General features: G+C 72.3%; 18 protein-coding genes, 2 pseudogenes and 1 riboswitch. Of the genes and pseudogenes, 19 read left to right on the forward strand and 1 reads right to left on the reverse strand.

Annotated elements, in window-relative coordinates; translation table 11 throughout:
* Window positions 1-30 precede the first annotated feature (30 nt).
* Window positions 31-174, forward strand: a riboswitch (FMN riboswitch).
* Window positions 175-282: 108 nt separating this feature from the next.
* From pnuC to CITRI_RS0100230, 9 genes and pseudogenes are all read left to right on the forward strand, one after another.
* A pseudogene (pnuC, locus tag CITRI_RS15600) lies at window positions 283-1,040 on the forward strand (nicotinamide riboside transporter PnuC).
* Window positions 1,037-2,077 (forward strand): bifunctional diaminohydroxyphosphoribosylaminopyrimidine deaminase/5-amino-6-(5-phosphoribosylamino)uracil reductase RibD, encoded by a 1,041-nt coding sequence (gene ribD, locus CITRI_RS0100195; RefSeq protein WP_040385258.1) that lies wholly within the window; start codon window positions 1,037-1,039, stop codon window positions 2,075-2,077. The pseudogene pnuC and the gene ribD overlap by 4 nt, the downstream one beginning before the upstream one ends.
* Before the next feature lie 19 nt (window positions 2,078-2,096).
* The gene (locus CITRI_RS0100200; RefSeq protein ID WP_010142499.1) at window positions 2,097-2,744 is read left to right on the forward strand and encodes a riboflavin synthase; all 648 of its coding nucleotides are present in this window, start codon (window positions 2,097-2,099) and stop codon (window positions 2,742-2,744) included.
* Entirely contained in the window at window positions 2,741-4,072 is a 1,332-nt protein-coding gene (gene ribB, locus CITRI_RS0100205; RefSeq protein WP_010142500.1) for a 3,4-dihydroxy-2-butanone-4-phosphate synthase, read from the forward strand. Before CITRI_RS0100200 ends, ribB begins: the two co-directional genes overlap by 4 nt.
* Window positions 4,069-4,536: a 6,7-dimethyl-8-ribityllumazine synthase gene (gene ribH, locus CITRI_RS0100210; protein ID WP_010142501.1), complete on the forward strand. Its 468-nt coding sequence runs from the start codon at window positions 4,069-4,071 to the stop codon at window positions 4,534-4,536. Before ribB ends, ribH begins: the two co-directional genes overlap by 4 nt.
* A gap of 68 nt (window positions 4,537-4,604) precedes the next feature.
* The gene (locus tag CITRI_RS0100215; RefSeq protein ID WP_010142503.1) at window positions 4,605-4,868 is read left to right on the forward strand and encodes a phosphoribosyl-ATP diphosphatase; all 264 of its coding nucleotides are present in this window, start codon (window positions 4,605-4,607) and stop codon (window positions 4,866-4,868) included.
* Between the two features lie 72 nt (window positions 4,869-4,940).
* A complete protein-coding gene (hisG, locus tag CITRI_RS0100220) occupies window positions 4,941-5,792 on the forward strand; it encodes an ATP phosphoribosyltransferase (protein ID WP_010142504.1) in 852 nt (283 codons plus the stop codon).
* 12 nt (window positions 5,793-5,804) lie between these two features.
* The gene (gene hisF / locus CITRI_RS0100225) at window positions 5,805-6,575 is read left to right on the forward strand and encodes an imidazole glycerol phosphate synthase subunit HisF (RefSeq protein ID WP_010142505.1); all 771 of its coding nucleotides are present in this window, start codon (window positions 5,805-5,807) and stop codon (window positions 6,573-6,575) included.
* Between the two features lie 106 nt (window positions 6,576-6,681).
* Window positions 6,682-7,449, forward strand: coding sequence for a GNAT family N-acetyltransferase (locus CITRI_RS0100230; RefSeq protein WP_010142506.1), 768 nt, complete (start codon window positions 6,682-6,684; stop codon window positions 7,447-7,449).
* Between the two features lie 7 nt (window positions 7,450-7,456).
* Here CITRI_RS0100230 and CITRI_RS15605 read toward each other — a convergent pair whose 3' ends face one another.
* The gene (locus tag CITRI_RS15605; RefSeq protein ID WP_010142507.1) at window positions 7,457-8,113 is read right to left on the reverse strand and encodes a TIGR03085 family metal-binding protein; all 657 of its coding nucleotides are present in this window, start codon (window positions 8,111-8,113) and stop codon (window positions 7,457-7,459) included.
* A gap of 39 nt (window positions 8,114-8,152) precedes the next feature.
* On the opposite strand from CITRI_RS15605, the gene hisI reads away from it, so the two are divergent.
* From hisI to CITRI_RS0100285, 10 genes and pseudogenes are all read left to right on the forward strand, one after another.
* Complete coding sequence (gene hisI / locus CITRI_RS0100240) at window positions 8,153-8,560, forward strand: phosphoribosyl-AMP cyclohydrolase (RefSeq protein ID WP_010142508.1); 408 nt, start codon at window positions 8,153-8,155, stop codon at window positions 8,558-8,560.
* The gene (locus CITRI_RS15610) at window positions 8,553-10,169 is read left to right on the forward strand and encodes an anthranilate synthase component I (protein ID WP_010142509.1); all 1,617 of its coding nucleotides are present in this window, start codon (window positions 8,553-8,555) and stop codon (window positions 10,167-10,169) included. Before hisI ends, CITRI_RS15610 begins: the two co-directional genes overlap by 8 nt.
* Window positions 10,166-10,783 (forward strand): Trp biosynthesis-associated membrane protein, encoded by a 618-nt coding sequence (locus CITRI_RS0100250; protein ID WP_010142510.1) that lies wholly within the window; start codon window positions 10,166-10,168, stop codon window positions 10,781-10,783. Before CITRI_RS15610 ends, CITRI_RS0100250 begins: the two co-directional genes overlap by 4 nt.
* 106 nt (window positions 10,784-10,889) lie before the next feature.
* Window positions 10,890-11,162 (forward strand): HGxxPAAW family protein, encoded by a 273-nt coding sequence (locus CITRI_RS15615; RefSeq protein WP_010142511.1) that lies wholly within the window; start codon window positions 10,890-10,892, stop codon window positions 11,160-11,162.
* Window positions 11,162-11,986, forward strand: coding sequence for an indole-3-glycerol phosphate synthase TrpC (gene trpC, locus CITRI_RS0100260; RefSeq protein ID WP_010142512.1), 825 nt, complete (start codon window positions 11,162-11,164; stop codon window positions 11,984-11,986). Before CITRI_RS15615 ends, trpC begins: the two co-directional genes overlap by 1 nt.
* Window positions 11,987-12,030: 44 nt before the next feature.
* Window positions 12,031-13,341: a tryptophan synthase subunit beta gene (gene trpB / locus CITRI_RS0100265; protein WP_010142513.1), complete on the forward strand. Its 1,311-nt coding sequence runs from the start codon at window positions 12,031-12,033 to the stop codon at window positions 13,339-13,341.
* Window positions 13,341-14,162 (forward strand): tryptophan synthase subunit alpha, encoded by an 822-nt coding sequence (gene trpA, locus CITRI_RS0100270; RefSeq protein ID WP_010142514.1) that lies wholly within the window; start codon window positions 13,341-13,343, stop codon window positions 14,160-14,162. Before trpB ends, trpA begins: the two co-directional genes overlap by 1 nt.
* Window positions 14,159-15,193 (forward strand): prolipoprotein diacylglyceryl transferase, encoded by a 1,035-nt coding sequence (gene lgt / locus CITRI_RS0100275; RefSeq protein WP_010142515.1) that lies wholly within the window; start codon window positions 14,159-14,161, stop codon window positions 15,191-15,193. The genes trpA and lgt overlap by 4 nt, the downstream gene beginning before the upstream one ends.
* Before the next feature lie 220 nt (window positions 15,194-15,413).
* A pseudogene (gltB, locus tag CITRI_RS15620) lies at window positions 15,414-20,002 on the forward strand (glutamate synthase large subunit).
* On the forward strand, window positions 19,995-21,536 hold the full coding sequence (locus tag CITRI_RS0100285; protein ID WP_029138898.1) for a glutamate synthase subunit beta: 1,542 nt from the start codon (window positions 19,995-19,997) through the stop codon (window positions 21,534-21,536). Before gltB ends, CITRI_RS0100285 begins: the two are co-directional and overlap by 8 nt.
* Window positions 21,537-21,559: the final 23 nt, after the last annotated feature.

A 21,559-nucleotide genomic window follows, 5' to 3' on the forward strand; every position in this document is an offset into this window, starting at 1 on the left:
TGCGCGCCCAGACGTGGCACAATGAGGTCCAACGTGCTCCGGGGTCGGTGAGAATCCGAACCGGCGGTCAAAGTCCGCGACCCGCGAGTCGGCCTGCAACCGCAGTGCCGATGGACGGTTGAACCGGTGGAATTCCGGTACCGACAGTTAAAGTCTGGATGGGAGAAGCACGTGCAGCCCCGCCGTTCGGCGTGGAGTCGGAACCGTCATGGTCCGCACCCACTCCGAAGGGCGGACTCGCAGCATGATTCCCCGGAGCCGCCGCGTTCCGAAGGGAGAATCATGGACATCATGCGGTGGCTCGTCGACCTGTTCACCTGGTACATCCCCGTCGCCGGCGGGGGTCTGCTGGTGCGGGAAGTGGTCGGCAACATCTTCGGACTGGCCTCGGCCCTGGGCGGCATGCGCCGCAAGGTCTGGGCGTGGCCGGTCGGCATCATCGGCAACCTGATCCTGCTCACCGTGTTCCTCTCCGGCCTGTTCGGCGGGGCGGACACCGCGAGCCTGCTGGGCCAGGCCGGTCGACAGCTCATGTTCATCGCCGTGTCCGTCTACGGCTGGCGGCAGTGGCGCCGGGCCAGGGCCGAGCGGCACGGCCGGCGGGGCATCGCCGACAACACGGCCATCTCGCCGCAGTGGGCCGGCTGGAGGGCCCGCATCGGGATCGTGGCCGCCATGGTCATCGGCACCGTGGCCCTCACCCCGCTGTTCAGCGCCCTGGGATCCTACGAGCCCGTGTGGGCGGACGCCTGGACCTTCGTCGGCTCGCTGATCGCGACCTACGGGATGGCCCGGGGCTGGGTGGAGTTCTGGCTGGTCTGGGTGGCCGTCGACGTCGTGGGCGTCCCGCTGCTGTTCAGCGCCGGTTACTACGCCAGTGCCTTCATGTACCTGTTCTACGGCGTGTTCACCCTGGTCGGGTTCTTCGTCTGGGTCCACGCCAAGGCACACAGAAGCCGGAGGTCGAGACCCTCATCCCGGACCCGACGGTCCGGCCGGCCGCGCAGGACCCCGTCCCGACCCCGGTCCACACGCCATGAGCGGGTCCGGCACCGTGGCCGTGGAGGCCACCCTCGACCTGGCCGTGCGGGCGGCGCTGCGCGGACCCCGGGGCGCGAACCCGCTGGTCGGCGCCGTGATCACCGTCGGGGACGAGGTGGTGGCCACCGGCCATCACCGCGGCCGGGGCACGGACCACGCCGAGGTGGACGCGCTGAGGCGGTTCCGTGCCGGAGGCCACGATGAGACCGGGGCCACCCTGTGGGTCACGCTCGAGCCCTGCGACCACACCGGTTCCACGGGTCCGTGCACCGAGGCCATCCTGGCCTCCGGCATCCGGTCGGTGCGCTACGCCGTCGCCGATCCCACGGGGACCGGTGGCGGCGGGGCGGCCCGCCTGCGCGCGGCCGGCGTGGACATCGTCCGGATCCCCGACGCCGCCGCGGGGACGGCGCTCTCGCTGAACCGTCGCTGGCTCGCCGCCCGGGACGCCGGACGGCCCTTCGTCACCGGGCACCTGGCGCAGTCCCTCGACGGACGGGTGGCCGCCGCGGACGGGACGAGCCAGTGGATCACCGGAGAGGCCTCGCGCCGCCACGCCCACGAGGTCCGCTCACGGGTCGACGCGATCGTGGTCGGCACGGGCACCGTCCTGGCGGACGACCCCCGGCTGACCGCCCGCCGCGACGACGGCACGGAGCATCCCGTCCAGCCCGTGCCGGTGGTGCAGGGCCTGCGCGACGTCCCCCGTGACTGGCTGCACGTGCGCAGCCACGACCCCGCCGAGGTGCTGGCCGCACTCGAGGGGCGGGGCGGTCCCTGGCCCCACGGCGGCGCCACCCCCGGCCACCTGCTCATCGAGGGCGGACCCACCGTGCTCTCGGCGTGGCTCGCGGCGGACCTGGTGGACGAGCTGTTCGTCTACCAGGCACCGCTGGTCATCGGGCACGGCCCCTCCGGCCTGCACTGGCCGCAGAACACCACCCTGGGCCAGTCCCGCACCCTCACCCTGGACGACGCCGAGACCGGCGGGCTCAGCCGCCTCGGCCAGGACGTCCTGATCCATCTCTCCGCCTGATCACCCCGAAGGAAGAAACATGTTCACCGGAATCATCACCGAACTGGGCACGGTCTCCGCGCTGGAGTCCCTGCCGGAGCAGGACGCCGCCCGGCTGACCCTGCATGCCCCGCAGTCCCTCGTGGGCCTGGAGGACGGCGGCTCGATCGCCGTCAACGGGACCTGCCTCACGGCCACGGACATCCGGGCCGCCGCGGGCACCGTCACCGTCGACGTCATGGGCGAGACCCTGCGCCGCACCACCGTGGGCACCCTGGCCCCCGGGGACCGCGTGAACCTCGAACGCTGTGTCCCGGCCAACGGGCGCCTGGACGGCCACGTCGTGCAGGGCCACGTCGACGGCACCGGCACCGTCGCCCGGATCGAAGTGCACGGCGACTGGCGGCAGGTGCGCATCGCCCTGCCCGCCGGCCTGGGCCGCTACGTGGCGGAGAAGGGCTCCATCGCCGTCGACGGCGTCTCCCTGACCGTGAGCGCGGTCAGCGCCCCGGCCCCGGGGCAGGACTGGTTCGAGGTCGGCGTCATCCCGGCCACCCTGGCCGCCACGACCCTCGGCACCCGCGTGGTGGGGGACCGGGTGAACCTCGAGGTCGACGTCCTGGCGAAGTACGCCGCCCGCCTCCACGACTACGACCGGGCCCTCGAGACCGAGGAGGTCACGGCATGAGCGCGATCCACCTGGACCCCATCGGCGCCGCCGTGGCCGCCATCGCGGCGGGACGGGCCGTCGTCGTGGTCGACGACGAGGACCGGGAGAACGAGGGGGACATCGTCTTCGCCGCCGATGCCGCGACCCCCGAGCTCGTCGCCCTGACCGTGCGGTACACCTCCGGTGTCCTGTGCGCGCCGATGCCCCCGGACGTCGCCCGCCGCCTGGAGCTGCCGCCCATGACGGACCGCAACGAGGACCCCAAGGGCACGGCCTACACCGTCAGCTGCGACGCCATCGCCGGCACCACCACGGGGATCTCCGCCGCCGACCGCGCCATCACGCTCAAGGTCCTGGCCGACCCGTCGTCCACGGCGGACCTGGTCAGCCGGCCCGGCCACCTCTTCCCGCTGGTCTCCGCCCAGGGCGGGGTCCTGCAGCGCCGCGGCCACACCGAGGCCGCGGTGGAACTGTCCCGCCTGGCCGGGCGCGCCCCGGTGGGCGCCATCGCCGAACTGGTCAACGACGACGGCACCATGATGCGCCTGCCCGAGCTGCGCCGGTTCGCCGATCGCCACGGCATGCCGCTCGTGTCGATCGAGGACCTCGTGGCCTACCTGGAGACCGGGGTGGACCCCGCCCTCGAGGGTCCCGGGTCCATGGCCGTGCCCACGGTCAGCCTGCCGACCCGGTACGGCACCTTCCAGGTCTCCGTGCACCCGGACCACGAGACGGGCGCCGAGCACATGGTGCTGCGCGCCCCGGTGCCGGACACGATGGACGCCTCCGGCCGGCCCCCGCTGGTCCGCCTGCACTCCGAGTGCCTCACGGGGGACGTCTTCGGCTCCGAGCGCTGCGACTGCGGCGCCCAGCTGGAGCATGCGCTGCGCCAGAGCGCCGCCGAGGGCGGGACGGTCATCTACCTGCGCGGCCATGAGGGCCGGGGGATCGGCCTGGCCAACAAGATCATGACCTACGCCCTGCAGGACGCGGGCATGGACACCGTGGCCGCCAATGAGCACCTGGGCCTGCCGGCGGACGCGCGCAGCTACCGCTCGGCCGCGGCCATCCTGCGGCGGATGGGGCTGTTCCGCATCCGGCTGGTCACGAACAACCCGGACAAGGCGGAGCAACTGACGCGCGCGGGCATCCACGTCGAGCAGATCGTGCCGAGCCCGGCACCGGTGACCGAGCACAACCGCGACTACCTCGCGACCAAGCGGGACCGGATGGCCCACCGACTGTCCGGGGACCTGGTGCCGGAGCACAGCAGCACGACGTCCCCGAGGGCGACCCCCACGATGACACCCCTCACGACACCCACGACCACAGGAGGACAGGCATGAGCGGACACGGAGCACCGCAGGGACTGGACATGACCGGTGCGCGCGCGGAGTCCCTGCGCGTCGCCGTCATCGCCGCGCAATGGCACGACGAGGTGATGGACGGGCTGCTGGCCGGTGCCCGCCGCGCGGCCGCCGAGGCCGGGATCGAGGCGGTCGAGGTGCGGGTCCCGGGAACGTTCGAGCTGCCGGTCGCCGCCGCCCGGCTGGCACCGCGGTTCGACGTCCTGGTGGCCCTGGGCGTCGTGATCCGCGGCGGCACCCCGCACTTCGAGTACGTCTGCTCCGGGGCGACCACCGGGCTGGTGGACGTCTCCGTGCGTACCGGGACCCCGGTCGGCTTCGGCGTGCTCACGTGTGACACCGAAGAGCAGGCGCTGGACCGGGCCGGGCTGCCCGGTTCCCGCGAGGACAAGGGCTACGAGGTCTTCCAGGCCGCCGTCCTGACGGAGCTGGCCCTGCGCTGACGCCCCACCTTCTTCACATACGACGGCGACGGTCCGGGGCGGGGTCGCGCGGTCGGTACGCTAAAGGGGTGAAAACCTTCGATGAACTCTTCGCCGAGCTGCGCCACAAGGCCGAGACACGGCCGGAGGGCTCCGGCACCGTCGCCGAACTCGACTCCGGGGTCCATGGGATCGGCAAGAAGATCGTCGAGGAGGCGGCCGAGGTCTGGTTGGCCGCCGAGTACGAATCCGACGACGAGGCCGCGGAGGAGATCTCCCAGCTCCTGTACCACCTCCAGGTCCTGATGATCGCCAAGGGCCTGACCCTGCAGGACGTCTACCGGCACCTCTGAACCGTGCCGGTTCCTGCACCCGGGATCGCCCCCGTCCACCCACTCGTCACCACCCCAGGAGAACCAGCACCCATGCTGCGCATCGCCGTCCCCAACAAGGGCGCCCTGTCCGAGGCCGCCCGCGACATGCTCCAGGAAGCCGGCTACCTCCAGCGCCGTGACTCCAAGGAACTGGTCATGATGGATCCGGAGAACCAGGTGGAGTTCTTCTACCTGCGCCCCCGGGACATCGCCGTCTACGTCGGCCAGGGCACCCTGGACATCGGCCTGACCGGCCGGGACCTGTTCCAGGACGCCCAGGTGAACGGGTCCGCCGAGGAGATCATGGCCCTGGGCTTCGGCAAGTCCACGTTCCGCTTCGCCGCGCCGGTGGGCCGGTTCTCGTCCCTGGCGGACCTCGAGGGCAAGCGCATCGCCACCAGCTACGACGGGCTGCTGGAGGACTACCTGTCCACCCAGTCGGTCAAGCCGGAGATGATCGTGCACCTGGACGGTGCCGTGGAGTCCTCCGTGAACCTGGGCGTCGCCGACGCCATCGCGGACGTCGTGGAGACCGGTTCCACGTTGCGGGCCGCCGGCATGGAGACCTTCGGCGAGCCCATCATGCGCTCCGAGGCCATCATCATCGGCCAGTCCGGCAAGCGTCCCGAGGGCCTGGACGTGCTGCTGCGCCGCCTCCAGGGCGTGCTGGTGGCCCGCCGCTACGTGATGATCGACTACGACGTCAGCCGGGAGAACCTGGAGCGGGCCTCCGCCGTCACCCCCGGGCTGGAATCCCCGACGATCTCGCCGCTGCAGGACGAGGGCTGGGTGGCCGTGCGCTCGATGGTGCGCAAGGAGGACACCAACAAGGTGATGGACGAGCTCTACGACATGGGGGCCCGCGCCATCCTGGTCTCCGCCATCCACGCGATCCGGATCTGAGAGGAGCCCCCCGTGACCGTTGCCGTACGTGTCATCCCCTGCCTGGACGTCGACGCCGGCCGGGTCGTCAAGGGCGTGAGGTTCGAGGACCTGCGGGACGCCGGTGACCCGGTCGAGCTGGCCCGCCGGTACAACGAGGCCGGCGCCGACGAACTGACGTTCCTGGACGTGACCGCGTCCACGGCCGATCGCTCCACCACCTATGACGTGGTCGCCCAGACCGCCGAGGAGGTCTTCATCCCGTTGACCGTCGGGGGCGGGGTGCGGTCCGTGGAGGACGTGGACAAGCTGCTGCGCTCCGGTGCGGACAAGGTCTCCATCAACACCGCCGCAGTCGCCCGGCCCGAGGTCATCGACGAGATCACCCGGCGCTTCGGTTCCCAGGTGCTCACCCTGTCCCTGGACGCCCGCCGCACCGACGACCCCTCCGTGGCCTCCGGATTCGAGGTCACCACCCACGGCGGCCGGCAGGGCACCGGCATCGACGCGGTGGCGTGGTGCCGGGAGGCCGCCGAGCGGGGGGTCGGGGAGATCCTGCTGAACTCCATCGACGCGGACGGCACCCAGGAGGGCTTCGACCTCGAGATGATCCGCGCCGTCCGCGCGGTCACCACCGTCCCACTCATCGCCTCCGGCGGTGCCGGGTCCCCGGAGGACTTCCCACCGGCCATCGACGCCGGCGCGGACGCCGTGCTGGCCGCCTCCATCTTCCACTTCGGTCCCGTGGACATGATCGCGCGGGTGAAGCAGGCCATCCGGGAGGCTGGTCACCCTGTCCGCTGAGGATCCCCGGACCGGCCGGGCCACCCAGGTCACCCCGCTCGCCCTGCAGCGGCTGACGGCACTGGGCTGGCCCGCGATCGAGGTCCAGCAGGTCGAGGGCTGGTCGGTGCGGTTCTCCTCCGGCATCACCCGGCGTGCGAACAGCGTGCTGTCCACCTCGATGCCGCGGGACCACGCCGAGATCTCCGCGGCCGTCGACGAGGTGGAGCGGCGCTCCGCCGAGCGCTGGCTGGCCCCGACCTTCCAGGTCTGGCAGCCGGCGTCGGGGACGTGGCTCAGTTCCGCGGCCGTGCCCGGCCCGGACGGCACGGCCGGCGAGAACGACGACTTCCTCGAGGGGCAGCAGCGACTGGCCGACCTGCTCGAGCGGCGCGGTTACGAGAGCGTCGCCCCGACCCGGGTGCTGTGGCTGGGCCGTGAGGACATCCCGCAGCACACGGCCTGGGACCCGCGCGTGGGGATCTCCGAGACCCTCTCCGACGCCTGGCTGGACGCCCACATGGGCACCTCGGCCGACGCGATCGACCCCGCCAGCCGCATGGTCTACCGCCGCCTCCTGGCCGGCGGCAGCAGCCGGTTCTTCGACTACCCGGACCAGGACGGGGCGATGGCCGCGATCGCCAAGCTCTCCATCGTGCACGAGAGGCCGGAACGGTCCTTCGGGGGCGTGTACGCGATGAAGGTGCGCAAGGACCTGCGCGGCCGGGGCATGGTCGGCCCGATCATCGACGCGATCTTCCACCACGCCGTCCGGATGGGCCTGGAGGGGATCTGGATGCAGGTGGAGGAACGCTCGGAGAAGGCGCTGGCGCTGGCCGCAGACCTGGGATTCACGACGGCGGCCCGGTACCGGTACCTGACCCGCCCCGCCTGAGCGCAGGTCAGTCGACGACGACCAGGGCGTTGTCCCGCCGCCCGAAGGCGTGCATGACGAGCTCGCCGGCCGGCCCCGAGATGGTCCGGGAGGGCTCTCCCGGACCGGGCTTGCGCGCGACGACCCGCTGGCCGGTGCTGCGGGCCAGCACGATCCCGGTGTCCTCGGAGCGATAGCGCAGCCGGGCCGAGCGGGCCAGCTCGGTGAACAGGGCGTCGGCGTACTCCTCGGCGAGGTGCCGCGGGGCCCAGCGGTGCTGGGCGCGCCGCACGTCCTCGGTATGGACGTAGAACTCCAGCAGGTTGGTCGCCTGCGCGGCCCGGCGCACGGCCGGCAGGTGCTGCAGCCGCCCGGCGAGCCGGCGCCCCGCCGAGGGGCCCGCGCTGATCCGCGCCACGAGGTCCTGGTAGGCCTCGGGGGTCGCCGCCGAATCCCCGAGGTCCATGGTCCGGCGCTCCAGCCGGGACTGGAGGGGCTTCACCACGAGCCCGGCCACCAGCGGCGATCCCTCACGCAGGACCACGTGCGCGGCCAGGTGCTGGGTCTGCCAGCCCTCACAGAGCGTCGGCTGGCCGGGACCGGCCGACAGCAACGCCTCCGCGAGTGCGTCGCGGGACGCGGCGGTGAAGTCCCTCGACGGGGCCCTGTCAGTGTCGTTCGGCATAACACGCCCCACGCTACACGGCGCATAGACTGGACCACCATGGAACAACCCGCCACGCTCGATCCCGCCATCTCACGCCTGCTCAAGAAGAACCCCGACGGACTCGTGGCGGCCATCGCCCAGCAGCACGACACCGGTGAGGTCCTGATGCTCGGCTGGATGGACGAGGAGGCGCTGCGCCGGACGCTGACCTCCGGCCGGGCGACGTACTACTCCCGGTCCCGCCAGGAGTACTGGCGCAAGGGGGACACCTCCGGGAACACGCAGGCCGTCGTCTCGGTGTCCCTGGACTGCGACGGCGACGCGCTGCTGGTGCACGTGGACCAGACCGGCCCGGCGTGCCACACCGGGACCCGGACCTGCTTCGACGGCCGGCGCCTGCCGACGCCGACCGCCCCGGCGCCGGGACCCACGACCTTCCCGATCGCGGGGCACCCCCATGCGTGAACTCGGCGGCATCACCCCCTCGGTCGGGGAGTTCGCCGACCTGGCCCGCCAGCACCGGGTCGTCCCGGTGACCATGACCCTGCTGGCGGACGGCCTGACCCCGGTCGGGATCTACCGCCGGCTGGCTGCCGACGAGCCCGGCACGTTCCTCATGGAGTCCGCGGCGCAGGGCGGGGTGTGGTCCCGGTACTCCTTCATCGGGGCCGGCAGTTCCGCGACGCTGACCACGCGCCGCGTCGAGGGCGGGGACGGACAGGACGGTGTCAGGGCGCAGTGGCTCGGCACCCCGCCGGCCGGGGTGCCGACCGAGGGCGACCCGCTGGAGGTGCTCCGCGCCACCCTGGACCACCTGGCCACCGATGCCTGGGACGGCTCGGGCTCGGACCGGCCGAACCTGCTGTCCGGGATGGCCGGTTTCCTCGGCTGGCCCACGGTGCGGCGCTGGGAGAGGCTGCCCTCCCCGCCGCCGGACGACCTCGGCCTGCCCGAGCTGGCCCTGAACCTGATCACCGACCTGGCCGTGCACGACAACGTCGACGGCACCGTGACCCTGGTGGCCAACGCCATCAACCGCGACGGGCTGGACTCGGGGGTGGAGGCGGCCCACGCCGACGCCGTCGCCCGCCTCGGGTCGATGGTCCGCCGGCTCACGGCACCCACCCACGACCCGGTCTCCACGGCCCCGCCGGGCTGGCCCGACCTCGCCCCCGGTGAGCTGGCGGCCCACGTGCGGGACTCCTGGACGCAGGAGGGCTTCCTCGACGCCGTGGCCAAGGCCCAGCAGGCGATCACCGACGGCGAGGTGTTCCAGATCGTGGTGTCGCGGCGCTTCTCCGCGGCGACCGACGCCGGCGGGCTGGACGTCTACCGGGTGCTTCGGGCCATGAACCCGAGCCCCTACATGTACCTGTTCACCTTCGAACGGCCCGACGGCGGCCGCTACCAGATCGTCGGGTCCTCGCCCGAGGCCCTGGTCACGGTGAACGACGGCTCCGTGATCACGCACCCGATCGCCGGGTCCCGGCCCCGCGGGGCGACGGTGGCCGAGGACCACCTGCACGAGAAGGACCTCGTCAACGACCAGAAGGAGCGTGCCGAGCACCTGATGCTGGTCGACCTGTCCCGCAACGACCTGTCCAAGGTCTGCGTCCCGGGGTCCGTGTCGGTCACCCAGTTCATGGAGGTCGAGCGCTTCAGCCACATCATGCACCTGGTCTCCCACGTGGAGGGGCGGCTGGCCCCGGGCAGCCGGGCGCTGGACGTGCTGGCCGCCGCCTTCCCGGCCGGCACCTTGTCCGGCGCCCCGAAGCCCCGGGCCCTGCAGCTGCTGGACGAGTGGGAGCCCCAGGAACGCGGACCGTACGGGGGAGTGGTGGGCTACTTCGACCTCGCCGGGAACATGGACATGGCGATCAACATCCGCTCGGCCCTGCTGGTGGACGGCACCGCGTACGTCCAGGCCGGTGCCGGGATCGTCGCGGACTCCGTCCCCGAGGCGGAGGCGGCCGAGACGGTCACCAAGTCCAGCGCGCCGATGCGCGCCGTGCTGGCCGCCGGCCGGTTGCGGACCCTGCAGGTGCCGGACGCCGGGGACGAGGACGCGCAGTGAACCTGACGCGACGCACCGCCGTGCTGTGGGCCATCGCCGCCGGGGCCGTGATCCTCGGGTCGGGCGCCCAGACGTGGATCCAGGCCAGCGGGCTGGCCGGGGTCCCGGATGCCACGGTGACGACGACCGGGAACCAGGCCGCCGCCGTCGTGCCCGCGATGGCGCTGGTGGGCATGGCCTCGGGCGTGGCCCTCTCGATGGCCCGGCGCATTGGCCGGGTGGTGACCTCGGTGCTCCTGGTCCTGGCCGGGGTGGCCACCGGATGGTCCGCGGTGAACGCCACGCTCCGGCCGGCGGACGCCGCGCGGGCCCAGGTCTCCGCGGCCACCGGCACCACGGCCGACGCCGCCGCCTACGCCCTGACCTTCTGGCCCTGGGTCACCCTGGCGGCGGGCGTGCTGCTGGCGGCCTGCGGGATCGCCGTGCTGGTGGCCGGCCGCGGCTGGCGCGAGAACCGCCGCTACGACACCCGGGCCACCGGTGCCGGGGCACCGGCCACCGCCGCGACGGCCGCCAGGACCGGTGCCGGCGACGGCACGGGGCCGGGGGCCGCCGGGCCGGTCGACGAGATCGATGCCTGGGACGAGCTGACCCGTGGTGAGGACCCGACCTGACCGCGGCGCCCCCGCCGTGATCTGCCGTGATCTACGCGGGGCAGCGACGGTTCCGTGGCAGAATGAACGGCAGAACCGATCAGCTTCCGCAGGAAAGGTACGGTCCATGACCACCACGCGCCCCACCTCCGACGACGACCTCGTCCTGAACGACCCGACGCACGCCGAGCCGCTGGGCCACGGCAACTCGCCGGCCGCCTGGACCCTCGTCCTGCTGCTCCTGCTCGGTGCGGTCCTGGTGTCCATCGGCATGCTCGCGGACCTGATGTTCCTCACCATCGCCGGCATCGTCGCCGCGGCGGCCGGAGTGATCGCGGGCTTCGTCATGGGCAAGGCCGGCATGGGCACCAAGGGCCACGCCAAGGCCGCGCGCCACTGATGGCGACGGTTCTCGACGAGATCATCGTCGGGGTCCGCCAGGACCTCGAGGCCCGGCGCCGCGAGGTCCCCCTGGCCGCCATGCGGCAGCGGGCCGAGGAGGCCGTGCGGACCCGTCCGGCACTGGACGCCCACGCCGCCCTCGCCGGTGGCCGCGAGGATGCCGGCGGCATCCGGATCATCTCCGAGGTCAAGCGGTCCAGCCCGTCCAAGGGCGCCCTGGCCGAGATCTCCTCGCCGGCCGACCTGGCGCGGCAGTACGAGGCCGGGGGCGCCGCCGCGATCTCCGTGCTCACCGAACAGCACCGCTTCGGCGGGTCGCTGGCCGACCTCGACGCCGTGCGCGCCGCCGTGGGCATCCCGGTGCTGCGCAAGGACTTCACCGTCGACGAGTACATGGTCTACGAGGCCCGCGCCCACGGTGCCGACCTGGTGCTGCTGATCGTCGCGGCCCTGGACGACGCCGAACTGGCCGGACTGCTGCAGCTCACCCACGACCTCGGCATGAACGCCCTCGTGGAGGCGCACACCCCCCAGGAGATCGAGCGGGCCGTCGCCGTGGACGCGCGCATCGTGGGCGTGAACGTGCGCAACCTCAAGACCCTCGACGTCGACCCGCACAACTACCGCAACCTCGCCCCGCACCTTCCCGAGGGCGTGGTCCGGGTGGCGGAGTCCGGGGTGGAGGGACCCGAGCAGGTCGCCGGCTACGCGCAGGACGGTGCCGACGCCGTCCTGGTCGGCGAGGCCCTGGTGAAGCACGGCGACCCGTCCCAGGCGATCCGGGACTTCCGCGCGGCCTCGGTGACGGCCCGGGCCCGCTGACATCCGGCACCACAGCACAGGCACTGAACAGACTGGACCGAGACATGATTGAGCACACCGGCAGCTACCAGAACCAGCCCGGGCCGTACTTCGGCCCGTACGGCGGCCGCTGGATGCCCGAATCCCTGATCGCCGCCCTCGAGGAGGTCGAGCGCACCTTCACCGAGGCCCGTGAGGACCCGGAGTTCATCGCGCGACTGCAGGACCTGTTCACGAACTACGTGAACCGGCCGTCCCTGCTCACCGAGGTGCCGCGATTCGCCGCCGACACCCCGGGCGTACGGGTCTTCCTCAAGCGCGAGGACCTCAACCACACCGGCTCGCACAAGATCAACAACGTCATCGGCCAGGCACTGCTGGCGCAGCGCATGGGCAAGACCCGCCTCATCGCCGAGACCGGGGCCGGCCAGCACGGGGTGGCCACCGCCACGGCGGCCGCCCTGTTCGGCATGGAGTGCACCGTCTACATGGGCGAGGTGGACACCCAGCGCCAGGCCCTCAACGTGGCCCGCATGGAGATGCTCGGTGCCGAGGTCGTGGCGGTCACGACCGGTGCCCGCACCCTCAAGGACGCCATCAACGACGCGTTGCGGGACTGGGTCGCCTCCGTGGACACCACCCACTACCTGCTGGGCACGGTCACCGGCCCGGCACCGTTTCCCGCCATGGTCCGCTACTTCCACTCCGTCATCGGCGAGGAGGCCCGCGAGCAGGTCCTGGCCCAGACCGGACGCCTGCCCGACGCCGTGTGCGCCTGCGTGGGCGGCGGATCCAATGCGATGGGCATCTTCCACGGCTTCCTGGACGACCCGGGCGTCGAGCTCTACGGCCTGGAGGCCGGCGGGGAGGGCATGGACACCGGCCGCCACGCCGCCTCCATCAACCTGGGCCGCACCGGTGTGCTGCACGGCGCGCGCACCTACCTCATGCAGGACGAGGACGGACAGACCGTCGACTCGCACTCCATCTCCGCCGGCCTCGACTACCCGGCCGTCGGTCCCGAGCACGCCTGGCTGCACGACACCGGCCGGGCCACGTACGAGCCGGTCACCGACACCGAGTGCATGGACGCCTTCCAGCGGCTGTGCCGGACCGAGGGCATCGTCCCGGCGATCGAGTCCTCCCACGCCCTGGCCGGCGCCCTGCGACTGGCCCGCCGCTGGACGGACGAGGGCCTCGTCGGCCCGGACACCCCCGAGGACGAGCAGAAGATCATCGTCGTGAACCTCTCCGGACGCGGCGACAAGGACGTGGCCACCGCCGCGAAGTACTTCGGGATGCTGCCGGACGCCGAGACCCCCGCCGGCGGGGACGCCGAGGCCGTCGCGGCCCGGCCGGAAGGAGCCCAGAGCTGATGTCCGAGACCGTCAACACCGTGCACTCGCGCACCGCCGACGCGATCGAGGCCGCCCGCGCGGCCGGGCGCACCGCCCTGATCGGCTACCTGCCCGCCGGGTACCCCACCGTCCAGGACTCCATCGAGGCGGCCGTGGCCCTCGGCAACAACGGGGCGGATGTCATCGAGATCGGCATCCCCTACTCGGACCCGGTCATGGACGGCCCGGTCATCCAGGCGGCCACCAGCCAGGTCCTGGCCGACGGCTTCCGGATCGACTCGGTCTTCGACATCGTCAAGGCCGTCTCGGCACGGACCGATGCGGTCGTGCTCGTGATGACCTACTGGAACATCGTGGACCGGATGGGCGTGCACACCTTCGCCCGCCGGTTGTCCGAGGCCGGGGGAGCGGGCATCATCACCCCGGATCTCGTCCCCGAGGAGGCCGGTGACTGGTTCGAGGCCTCGGACCGGTACGGGCTGGACCGGGTCTTCCTCACCGCCCCCAGCTCCACCGACGAGCGGATCAAGCTCGTCGTCGGGTCAAGCCGCGGCTTCGTCTACGGCGTCTCCGTCATGGGCGTCACCGGCGCCCGCACGGAGGTCTCCTCGGCCGCCGAGCAGGTGGTGGCCCGCGCCCATGCGGCCGGGGCCCCGCGCGTCGCGGTCGGGCTGGGCATCTCCCGGCCCGAGCACATCCGCGAGATCGGGCGGTACGCCGACGGCGCGATCGTGGGCACCGCCCTGGTGAGCGCCCTGCGCGACGGCGGCCCGGCCGCCGTCGGGACGCTGACCGCCGAGCTGGCGACCGGAGCGGTCAGGGACGGGGCCGACGCGTGAACTCGGTGCTCGTCACCGGAGCCATCCCCGCTCCCGGCTGGGACGGCTTCCACCTCGGACCGGTGACGGTCCACGCCTACGCGCTGTGCATCATCGCCGGGATCATCGCCGGCCTGTGGCTCGGTACCGCCCGCTGGAAGGCCCGCGGCGGCCCCGAGGGCGGGATCATCGACGTCTCCATCTGGGCGATCCTGTTCGGGCTCGTCGGCGCCCGGCTCTATCACGTGTTCTCCTCGCCGGACGCCTACTTCGGCCCGGGGTTCGACGGCACCGGTGACCTGACGAGGATCTGGCGGGTCTGGGAGGGCGGCCTGGGGATCTGGGGCGCCGTGGCCCTGGGCGCCGTCGGTGCCCTGATCGCCTGCCGTCGCTACGGGTTCAAGCTCTCCGCCTATGCCGACGTCGTGGCCCCCGGCGTGCTGCTGGCCCAGGCCATCGGCCGGCTGGGCAACTACTTCAACCAGGAACTCTTCGGCGGCCCCACCACCCTGCCGTGGGGCCTGCAGGTCAGCCCCGCGAGCCCCAACTGGCCCGCCGGGACCCTGGAGGGCACGCTGTTCCACCCCACCTTCCTCTACGAGATGCTGTGGAACCTGGCCGGCGTCGGTCTCCTGCTGCTCATCGACCGGCGTCTGCGCCTGCGCCGCGGGATGATGGTCTGGGCCTACGTCGCCTGGTACACGGCCGGGCGCACCTGGATCGAGATGATGCGCATCGACGATGCCGAGATGATCACCCTCTTCGGCGTCACCCAGCGGCTCAACGTGTGGACCTCCCTGCTGCTGTTCCTGGTCGCCGTGGGCTTCCTCATCGGGCTCTGGGCCACCCGGTCCGGGACCGCCGAGGCACGGGCCGCCGCCGACTCCGTCTGGCGGCCGGGTCGCGCACCGGCCGCCGTGGAGGAGGGCACGGACGCCGCCGCCCCCGCCCCGGCCGGAACCACGCCGGAAACGCAGCCGACGCCTGACGGTCACAAAGTTAACGCGGACGAAACACGGAATGAGGGTTTTTCGCGTCGAAACGACGCGTGATCCCCCCACCGGTCGCTAGTATTTACTCCACTGCACCGGCCACGGGTGACGCGGATGATCTCCAGCGTGCCTGAGCCGTCACCGGGGCCAATGACGTCCCCTTCCACCGCCCGAGCTCGCTCGGCACACCGGAAGGACCTCCATGACGTCACGCCCAGCTGCGGAGAACGCCCCCCGAGACGATGACGCGGCCCTGCCCGACGACAGCGCCGCCGAGGCCATGGCGCGGGACCCGAAGAACCCGTTCAACCGCTTCTCCGCCATCCCGCCCGAGCAGGGCCTGTACCGTCCGGACACGGAGACCGAGAACTGCGGCCTGGCCGTGATCGCCACCCTGCGCGGTACGCCCGGCCACGACATCGTCGAGCACGCCCTGGTGGCCCTGCGCAACCTGGAGCACCGCGGCGGCGTCGGCGGCGACGACGGCACCGGCGACGGCGCCGGCCTGCTGATGCAGGTGCCGGACGAGTTCCTGCGCGCCGTCGTCGGCTTCGAGCTGCCCGCCGCCGGGGACTACGCCGTCGGCACCGCCTTCCTGCCCCAGCCCCAGGCCGAGTACGACGAGGCCGTGGCGGGGATCGAGCGACTGGCCGCCGACGAGGGACTGACCGTGCTGGGCTGGCGCCCGGTCCCGGTCGACGAGACCGTCATCGGTGCCTCCGCGCGATCGGTGATGCCGCGTTTCGAGCAGCTGTTCATCACCGCCGACGACTCCCTGGACGTGCGCGCCTGGCGGTTGCGCAAGCGGGCCCAGAACCGGTTCGGCGTGTACTTCCCGTCGCTCTCCCCGCAGACCATCGTCTACAAGGGCATGCTGTCCACGGGGCAGTTGCAGCCGTTCTACCCGGACCTGTCCGATCCCCGGTTCAAGACCTCGCTGGGGATCGTGCACTCCCGATTCTCCACCAACACCTTCCCGTCCTGGCCGCTGGCCCAGCCGTTCCGCACCATCGCCCACAACGGCGAGATCAACACCGTCAAGGGCAACCGCAACTGGATGCGCGCCCGGCAGTCCCTGCTGGACTCTCCCGTGCTCGGCGAGGACCCGGAGAAGCTCTACCCCATCTGCACGCCGGGGGCCTCGGACTCCCAGTCCTTCGACGAGGTGGCCGAGCTGCTGATGCTGGGCGGGCGGCCGCTGAGCCACGCGGTCATGATGATGATCCCGGAGGCCTGGGAGAACCACGGCTCCATGGACCCGGACCGGCGCGCGTTCTACCAGTACCACTCCATGCTCATGGAGCCGTGGGACGGGCCCGCCGCCGTCGCCTTCACGGACGGTCGCCAGGTCGGTGCCGTGCTGGACCGCAACGGTCTGCGCCCGGCCCGCTACTGGGTCACCGACGACGGCCTGGTGGTGCTGGCCTCCGAGGTCGGCGTGCTGCCCCTGGCCCCGGAGCGCGTCGTCCGCAAGGGCCGCGTCGCACCGGGCCGGATGTTCCTCGTGGACGCCGTGGCCGGCCGGATCATCGAGGACGACGAGGTCAAGGCCGAGGTGGCCGCCGCCAACCCGTGGCGCCGCTGGGTGGCGGAGAACCTGGTGGACCTGGCGGACCTGCCCGAGCGCGAGCACGTGCGCTACTCGGCCCAGTCCGTGGCCCACCGCCAGCGGACCTTCGGCTACACCACCGAGGAGCTGCGCGTGCTCATCGGGCCCATGGCCGCCACGGGTGCCGAGCCCCTCGGCGCCATGGGCACGGACACCCCGATCGCGGTGCTCTCGAAGCGTCCGCGGCTGCTGTTCGACTACTTCACGCAGTCCTTCGCGCAGGTCACCAACCCGCCGCTGGACGCGATCCGCGAGGAACTGGTCACCTCGATGCGCACCTCGATCGGCCCGGACGGCAACCTGCTGTCCACGGAGCAGGTGCGCACCCGGCACGTGAACCTCGAGTTCCCCGTGATCGACAACGACCAGCTGGCCAAGATCGCCAACCTGCGCGAGCAGCCCATTGAGGGCGGAGCCTCGCGGCGCGGCGCCAAGGTCGCCCTGAAGGTGCGCGGCCTGTACCGGGTCGACGCCGGCGCGGCCGGCCTGCGCGCCCGGCTCACCGAGATCTGCGAGCAGGTCTCCACCGCGGTGAACCGCGGGGTGCAGTTCATCGTGCTCTCCGACCGCGACTCCAACGCCCAGTGGGCGCCGATCCCCTCGCTGCTGCTGCTCTCGGCCGTGCACCACCACCTGCTGTCCTCCGCCAACCGGACGCGGGCCTCGCTGCTCGTGGAGGCCGGGGACGTCCGCGAGGTCCACCACGTGGCGGTGCTGATCGGCTACGGCGCCTCGGCCGTCAACCCGTACCTGGCCATGGAGTCCGCCGAGGCGCTCGTGCGCACCGGCGCCATCACCGGCGTCACCGCGGAGCAGGCCGTGGCCAACCTGATCAAGGCCCTGGGCAAGGGCGTGCAGAAGATCATGTCCAAGATGGGCATCTCCACGGTCGCCTCCTACTGCGGTGCCCAGACCTTCGAGGCCATCGGCCTGTCCCGGTCCCTCGTGGACCGGTACTTCGCCGGCACCCACACCCCCATGGGCGGAGTGGGCCTGGAGGTCATCGCCGCGGAGAACCAGCAGCGGCACTGGGCGGCGTACCCCCCGGACGGCAACGACATCGACCCGTACCGCGAGCTGGAGACGGGCGGGGAGTACCAGTGGCGCCGGGACGGACCGCCGCACCTGTTCAACCCGGAGACGGTGTTCCGGCTGCAGCACTCCACCCGGACCCGCCAGTACGACGTCTTCAAGGACTACACCCGCCGGGTGGACGAGCAGTCCCAGGACCTGATGACCCTGCGCGGACTGCTGCGCCTGAAGACGGGGGTGCGCGAGCCGGTCCCGCTGGAGGAGGTCGAGCCGGTCTCCTCGATCGTGAAGCGCTTCTCCACCGGGGCGATGAGCTACGGCTCCATCTCCCGGGAGGCGCACGAGACGCTGGCCATCGCCATGAACCGGCTGGGCGGCAAGTCCAACACCGGTGAGGGCGGAGAGGACCCCGAGCGACTGCTCGACCCGGAGCGCCGCTCGGCGATCAAGCAGATCGCCTCCGGCCGCTTCGGCGTGACCAGCCTGTACCTGGCCACCGCGGACGACCTGCAGATCAAGATGGCCCAGGGCGCCAAGCCCGGCGAGGGCGGCCAGCTGATGGGCACCAAGGTCTACCCCTGGGTGGCGTCCACGCGGCACTCCACGCCCGGGGTGTCCCTGGTGTCCCCGCCGCCGCACCACGACATCTACTCGATCGAGGACCTCGCCGAGCTGATCCACGACCTCAAGCGCGCCAACCCGGCCGCCCGCGTGCACGTCAAGCTCGTCTCCGAGTCCGGGGTGGGCACCGTGGCGGCCGGCGTGACCAAGGCCAAGGCCGACGTCGTGCTCATCTCCGGCCACGACGGCGGCACCGGCGCCTCGCCGCTGAACTCGCTCAAGCACGCCGGCGCCCCCTGGGAGCTGGGCCTGGCCGAGGCCCAGCAGACGCTGATGCTCAACGGGCTGCGCGACCGCGTCGTGGTCCAGGTCGACGGGCAGCTGAAGACGGGCCGCGACGTGGTGATCGCCGCCCTGCTGGGCGCCGAGGAGTACGGCTTCGCCACCGCGCCGCTCGTGGTCTCCGGCTGCATCATGATGCGGGTGTGCCACCTGGACACCTGCCCCGTGGGCGTGGCCACCCAGAACCCCGAGCTGCGCTCCCGCTTCACCGGGACCCCGGAGTTCGTGGTCACGTTCTTCGAGTACATCGCGGAGGAGGTGCGCGAGTACCTCGCCGAGCTGGGCTTCCGGTCCCTCGACGAGGCGATCGGCCACATCGAGGTCCTCGACCGGGACGAGTCCCTGGACCACTGGAAGACCGGGGGGCTGGACCTGTCCGGCATCCTGTCCGGCTACGATCCGGCCGACCCCGAGAAGGCGCGGCAGCTGCTCAGCCACACGGGGCAGAACCACGAGCTGGACCGGCACTTCGACAACGACCTCATCACCGCCGCCGAGCCGGCGATCGCCACCGGGCAGCCGCTGACGGTGTCCAAGGTGATCGTCAACACCGACCGGGCCGCCGGGACCATGCTGGGCTACCACGTGACCCGGGCACGGCTGCTGGACGAGCTGGCGGACGACACCATCACCGTGCGGCTCACGGGCGAGGCCGGACAGTCCCTCGGGGCGTTCGTGCCCGCGGGCATCACCCTGCGGCTCGAGGGCGACGCCAACGACTACGTGGGCAAGGGCCTGTCCGGCGGACGGATCGTCGTGCGCCCGGACGAGCGGGCCGGGTTCGCGGCCGAGGACAACGTCGTGGCGGGCAACGTCATCGGCTACGGGGCCACGTCCGGCGAGCTGTACCTGCGCGGTCGCGTGGGCGAGCGGTTCCTGGTGCGCAACTCGGGGGCCAGCGCCGTCGTGGAGGGCATCGGGGACCACGGCTGCGAGTACATGACCGGTGGCCGGGCCCTGATCCTGGGCCGCACCGGGCGCAACTTCGGGGCCGGCATGTCCGGCGGCGTGGCCTGGGTCCTGGACCTGGACCGCACCGTGATGAACCCGCTGGCGATGGCGAACGGGGACCTGCTGCTGCTGGACCCCGGCCCGAGGACCGGGAGGCGATCGCCGAACTGCTGGCACGGCACCATGCCGAGACCGGGTCGCCGGTGGCGGCCCACCTGCTGGCCACGCTGGACGAGGCCCTGCACCGGTTCACCACCGTGCTGCCGGCCACCTACGACGCCGTGCTCAAGGCCCGCGCGGCCGTCATCGATGAAGGACTGGACCCGGACGGCGTCGACGCCTGGGGTCGGATTCTGGAGGCAACCAATGGCTGATCCCCGTGGATTCCTGACCAACCGCGAACGCAGGGACCGTCCGTCCCGTCCGGTGCCCGTGCGCATCATGGACTTCAAGGACGTCTACGCCCGGCAGGACCCGGCCGTGGTGCGCCAGCAGGCCGGCCGCTGCATGGACTGCGGCGTGCCGTTCTGCCACCAGGGCTGCCCGCTGGGCAACCTCATCCCCGAGTGGAACGACCTGGTCCGCCAGGGCCGGATGGAGGAGGCGGCGGCACGGTTGCACGCCACCAACAACTTCCCCGAGGTCACCGGGCGCATCTGCCCGGCGCCCTGCGAGTCCTCCTGCGTGCTGGGCATCAACCAGCCCGCGGTGACGATCAAGCAGACCGAGGTGTCGATCGCGGACGCCGCCTTCGACAACGACTGGCTCGATCCGGTCATCCCGCAGCGGCACAACGGTCACACGGTGGCCGTCGTCGGCTCCGGACCGGCGGGGCTGGCCGCGGCGCAGCAGCTGACGCGGGCCGGGTTCACGGTGGCCGTCTTCGAGCGGGACGAGAAGGTCGGCGGACTGCTGCGCTACGGCATCCCGGACTTCAAGATGGAGAAGGACATCCTGGACCGGCGCATCGAGCAGATGGTCGCCGAGGGCACCCGGTTCCGCACCTCCGTGTCGATCGGAGAGGACATCACGTGGTCCGAGCTGCGTGAGCGCTACGACGCCGTCATCATCGCCACCGGTGCCCCCGTGCCGCGCGACCTGCCCGTCCCCGGCCGGCACCTGGCCGGGATCCACCCCGCCATGGACTACCTCGTGCAGTCCAACCGGGTGGTGGACGGACAGCAGGTCCCGGACCAGATCCGGGCCGACGGCAAGCACGTGATCGTGCTCGGCGGCGGGGACACCGGTGCGGACTGCATCGGCACCGCGCACCGCCATGGCGCGGCCTCCGTCACCACGCTGGCGATCGGCCGGGAACTGCCCACCGAGCGGCCGGAGGACCAGCCCTGGCCCACCATGCCGAAGGTCTTCGAGGTGACCAGCGCCGACGCCGAGGGCGGCACCCGCGAGTACCTGGCCTCGACCGTGGAGTTCCTCGACGACGGCAACGGCCACGTCCGCGCCCTGCGGGTGGCGGAGACCGAGTACCTGCCGGACGGGCGGCGGGTGCCCCGGCCGGGCACCGAACGGGAGATCCCGGCCGACCTCGTGCTGCTGGCCCTCGGGTTCACGGGGGTGGAGGACACCGGGCTGACCCAGGGACCGGAGGGTGCCGGCGTCGTGCTCGAGGGCGGGCTGGTCCGCCGGGACCGGCGGTACGAGACGGACACCCCGGGGGTGTTCGTGGCCGGCGACGCCGGGCGCGGGGCCTCGCTGGTGGTGTGGGCGATCGCCGAGGGCCGGGCCTGTGCCCGGGCCGTGGACGAGTCGCTGGAGAGCTGGACCCGCCTGCCCTCGCCGGTGGAGCCCACGGACCGGCCGATCTCGGTGCGGGCCGACGACGGTGCCCTGCGGCCGCGGCGGCGTGAATACGCCTCCGAGGCGGCCGAGGCCCGGGTGCGCGGATGATCCGGTCGTTCACCCGCACGTCG

This window comes from Citricoccus sp. CH26A (genome assembly GCF_000224415.1).
In the GTDB taxonomy this organism is placed as follows: Bacteria; Actinomycetota; Actinomycetes; order Actinomycetales; family Micrococcaceae; genus Citricoccus.

Excerpts from the sequence above, each read along its gene's own strand:
- CITRI_RS0100285 (WP_029138898.1), top strand. The coding sequence starts at position 19,995 with ATGGCTGATCCCCGTGGATTCCTGACCAACCGCGAACGCAGGGACCGT.
- trpA (WP_010142514.1), top strand. The coding sequence starts at position 13,341 with ATGTCCGAGACCGTCAACACCGTGCACTCGCGCACCGCCGACGCGATC.
- hisI (WP_010142508.1), top strand. The coding sequence starts at position 8,153 with ATGGAACAACCCGCCACGCTCGATCCCGCCATCTCACGCCTGCTCAAG.
- CITRI_RS0100200 (WP_010142499.1), top strand. The coding sequence starts at position 2,097 with ATGTTCACCGGAATCATCACCGAACTGGGCACGGTCTCCGCGCTGGAG.
- CITRI_RS15605 (WP_010142507.1), bottom strand. The coding sequence starts at position 8,113 with ATGCCGAACGACACTGACAGGGCCCCGTCGAGGGACTTCACCGCCGCG.
- CITRI_RS15615 (WP_010142511.1), top strand. The coding sequence starts at position 10,890 with ATGACCACCACGCGCCCCACCTCCGACGACGACCTCGTCCTGAACGAC.
- CITRI_RS15610 (WP_010142509.1), top strand. The coding sequence starts at position 8,553 with ATGCGTGAACTCGGCGGCATCACCCCCTCGGTCGGGGAGTTCGCCGAC.
- trpC (WP_010142512.1), top strand. The coding sequence starts at position 11,162 with ATGGCGACGGTTCTCGACGAGATCATCGTCGGGGTCCGCCAGGACCTC.
- hisG (WP_010142504.1), top strand. The coding sequence starts at position 4,941 with ATGCTGCGCATCGCCGTCCCCAACAAGGGCGCCCTGTCCGAGGCCGCC.
- trpB (WP_010142513.1), top strand. The coding sequence starts at position 12,031 with ATGATTGAGCACACCGGCAGCTACCAGAACCAGCCCGGGCCGTACTTC.
- ribB (WP_010142500.1), top strand. The coding sequence starts at position 2,741 with ATGAGCGCGATCCACCTGGACCCCATCGGCGCCGCCGTGGCCGCCATC.
- ribD (WP_040385258.1), top strand. The coding sequence starts at position 1,037 with ATGAGCGGGTCCGGCACCGTGGCCGTGGAGGCCACCCTCGACCTGGCC.
- ribH (WP_010142501.1), top strand. The coding sequence starts at position 4,069 with ATGAGCGGACACGGAGCACCGCAGGGACTGGACATGACCGGTGCGCGC.